This window comes from Thiocapsa sp., assembly GCF_035467215.1.
GTDB lineage: Bacteria > Pseudomonadota > Gammaproteobacteria > Chromatiales > Chromatiaceae > Thiocapsa.
The window spans coordinates 1-2,600 of record NZ_DATITZ010000235.1 but is presented as its reverse complement, the minus strand read 5'-3'; the positions used below and the strand labels follow the sequence as shown (position 1 = coordinate 2,600).

Here is a 2,600-nt window from a genome sequence, read left to right as displayed (position 1 = left end):
CGCGCGCGACCTTGTGCTCGCCGGCACGCATCAAAGCCAGCTCGACCTGATCCTGGATGTCCTCGATATGGACGGTACCGCCGCCGGGCAGGCGCCGCGTGAGGGCCGAGGTCACCTGCTCCGCGAGCTCGCGCACCCGGTCGTGGACGCGGCTGGAGGCCGCCGCCGAGCCGCCTTCCACAGCCAGGAATGCCTTGGTCATGGCGACCATGATCTTGTTCGGGTCGAAATGGGTGACCTTGCCGTTGCGGCGGATGACCTGGACCTTGCCCGGGGTGTGGGCGGTGATCTCGGGAGCCGAGTCACTGTGCCGGGCCGGGCTCGGGGCCTGCCCCGATGTCCTTTTGGCGCGGACGTCGACGTCTTCGGCGGACGTGGATTCGACCAACGACGGGCTCTCGGTGGACATGGCTCCTCCTGGGTGCGGTGTGACGGCGGGGTGGTTCTTATGGGTGGTCGGCGCCTTGGACGGCCGAACGGGCGCTGCACGAAAGACACAATATATGTTGTATAGGAAATCCGTCAACCACAAGATCTTGTGTAAAAGCCGTGGATCAGTCTGTGGAGGACCTGTGGAAAAAAGCGGTGGAGCCAAGCCCGACGCGGGTTCGACGGATTCTCGCCTACGAGTCGTTCATACGCCCGACGGGCCGGTCTTGTGAATGGGGCGTGCCGACGGCGATGATCGGCGCGGACCTGTCTATAATGCGCGGACGGTCGTCGCGAGAGCTGCACCTCGGTCTCGCGCATGCGGCCGACCACAACACAATCGGAGGATGGCCTAGATGAAAGTCAAAGATGTGATGAGTCGATCGGTACGCTCGGTGACCCCCGATACCCGGATCGTCGAGGTGGCGTCCTTGATGTGTCTCTATCGCTTTCACGGCCTGCCCGTGGTCGACAGCGATGAAAAGCTGGTCGGTATCATCGCCGAGCGGGATCTGCTGCACAGCCTGTTTCCCAAGCTCGACAAGCTCATCGCCGAGGGGCTGCATTCGGTCGACCTCGACAAGGAGATGGCGCGCTACTCCGAGATCCTGGGGCTGAAGACCGAGGAGTTGATGACGCCCAATCCGGTGACCGTCGATCCGGAGATGCATGTCCTGCGCGCGGCGACCGTGATGGTTCGCCATAACTTCCGGCGTATCCCGGTTGCGGACGAGGGGCGGCTGGTCGGTATGCTCAGCATCGGCGACGTTCACAAGGCCATCTTCCAGGCCAACGTGACAGGCGGTTTGAAGGGCCTCTGAGTCCGCGTCGATCGGGTATCGCTGTGCCGGGCCGCGGTGGCGCGGTCCGTTTTCTCATTGCCGATGCCGGGCTCATGCCGGTTTGCCGACCTGGCGGCGCGCGGATCATCCGCGTCGCGCCGGCGTCGTGCATCCAACGGTCGGGACCCGGCCCTGGTCTTCAGTTTGGAGGTCAAGATGTCTCGCCCCGCATTTGCGATCGGCCTGTCAATCGCCCTGTCGGGCCTCGTCTCGACAGCGGCCGCTGCCCAAGACCCCGCACCCGCGGAAAGCCCGGCCGAAACCGCCCGGCTCGAATACGAGCAGGTCATGACGCTCACACCCGATTTGGAGAACGGACGCAGGGTCTATCTGACCTGTGCGGTCTGCCATCGTCCGGAGGGCTGGGGTGCGCCCGACGGGACCTATCCCCAGATCGCCGGACAGCTGCGCACCGTGATCATCAAGCAGCTTGCGGATATTCGAGCACGCAACCGCGACAATCCGCTCATGTATCCCTTCTCGGTCCCGCGCATCCTCGGAGGCCCTCAGAGCGTCGCCGATGTGGCGGCCTATGTGGCGCAGCTTCCCATGACGCCCGAGAACGGGGTCGGGCCGGGCGTGGATTTAGCGTTGGGACAGGAGGTCTACGCGGAGCACTGCACGAAATGCCACGGCGAGAACGGTGAGGGCAACGAGGCGGAACATATCCCCGCGATCGCGGGCCAGCACTATCTCTATCTAATGCGCCAGTTCGATGCGATCCGCACGGGGCGCCGCAAGAACTCCGATCCCAAGATGGTCAAGCAGATCGACGGCTTCACGCCGCGTCACCAGGCGGCCGTGCTCGACTATACGTCGCGGCTGCGTCCGCCCCGGAGCAAGCTGGCCGAGACGGGCTGGACCAATCCGGATTTTCCCGCCTATGTCCGCGATCCGATGGGCGTGCCGCCCATGCCGCCGATGCCCGCGGGGTTGATGGAGGCGCTGCCTTCGGCCGAGCCGCCCGCGTATCCTTCCGTTCCGCCCGCCCGGTAGGGGTAACTTCAGTCGCCCATAGGACCACCGACAATGTCGGGGTAGGGGCGAATTGATTCGCCCACGCGGCCGGAGCCTAATCGTTGTCGTTGTCGGAATCGTAATCGAAAACGACAACGACAACGACAACGAGAACGACAACGGTGGAAAAGGTGTTCTCGCCGCGAGAACCGCTCTTATGGGCGAATCAATTCGCCCCTAGTGTGCCCGGCATGGGCCAAGACTTGCGATCTGCAAAGAGGTCGCCGGAGAGAGTGACGACAACCGTAGCGAAGCGCAAGGTGGACGCCGTGAGGGCAAGCTGAAAGAAGCGTGTAGCAAAGGCACGACCGT

Annotated in this window: 3 protein-coding genes; 2 read left to right on the top strand and 1 reads right to left on the bottom strand. The window is 64.0% G+C overall.

Annotation, left to right across the window (positions count from 1 at the left end):
• On the bottom strand, positions 1–409 hold a 409-nt coding region (locus VLR48_RS13235; protein ID WP_325292246.1), incomplete at its 3' end, for an ATP cone domain-containing protein.
• 376 nt (positions 410–785) lie between these two features.
• Between VLR48_RS13235 and VLR48_RS13230 the strand changes: the two genes are divergently transcribed.
• Entirely contained in the window at positions 786–1,250 is a 465-nt protein-coding gene (locus VLR48_RS13230) for a CBS domain-containing protein (protein ID WP_325292245.1), read from the top strand.
• 177 nt (positions 1,251–1,427) lie between these two features.
• Entirely contained in the window at positions 1,428–2,267 is an 840-nt protein-coding gene (locus tag VLR48_RS13225; RefSeq protein ID WP_325292244.1) for a c-type cytochrome, read from the top strand.
• Positions 2,268–2,600: the final 333 nt, after the last annotated feature.

Excerpts from the sequence above, each read along its gene's own strand:
- VLR48_RS13230 (WP_325292245.1), top strand. The coding sequence starts at position 786 with ATGAAAGTCAAAGATGTGATGAGTCGATCGGTACGCTCGGTGACCCCC.
- VLR48_RS13225 (WP_325292244.1), top strand. The coding sequence starts at position 1,428 with ATGTCTCGCCCCGCATTTGCGATCGGCCTGTCAATCGCCCTGTCGGGC.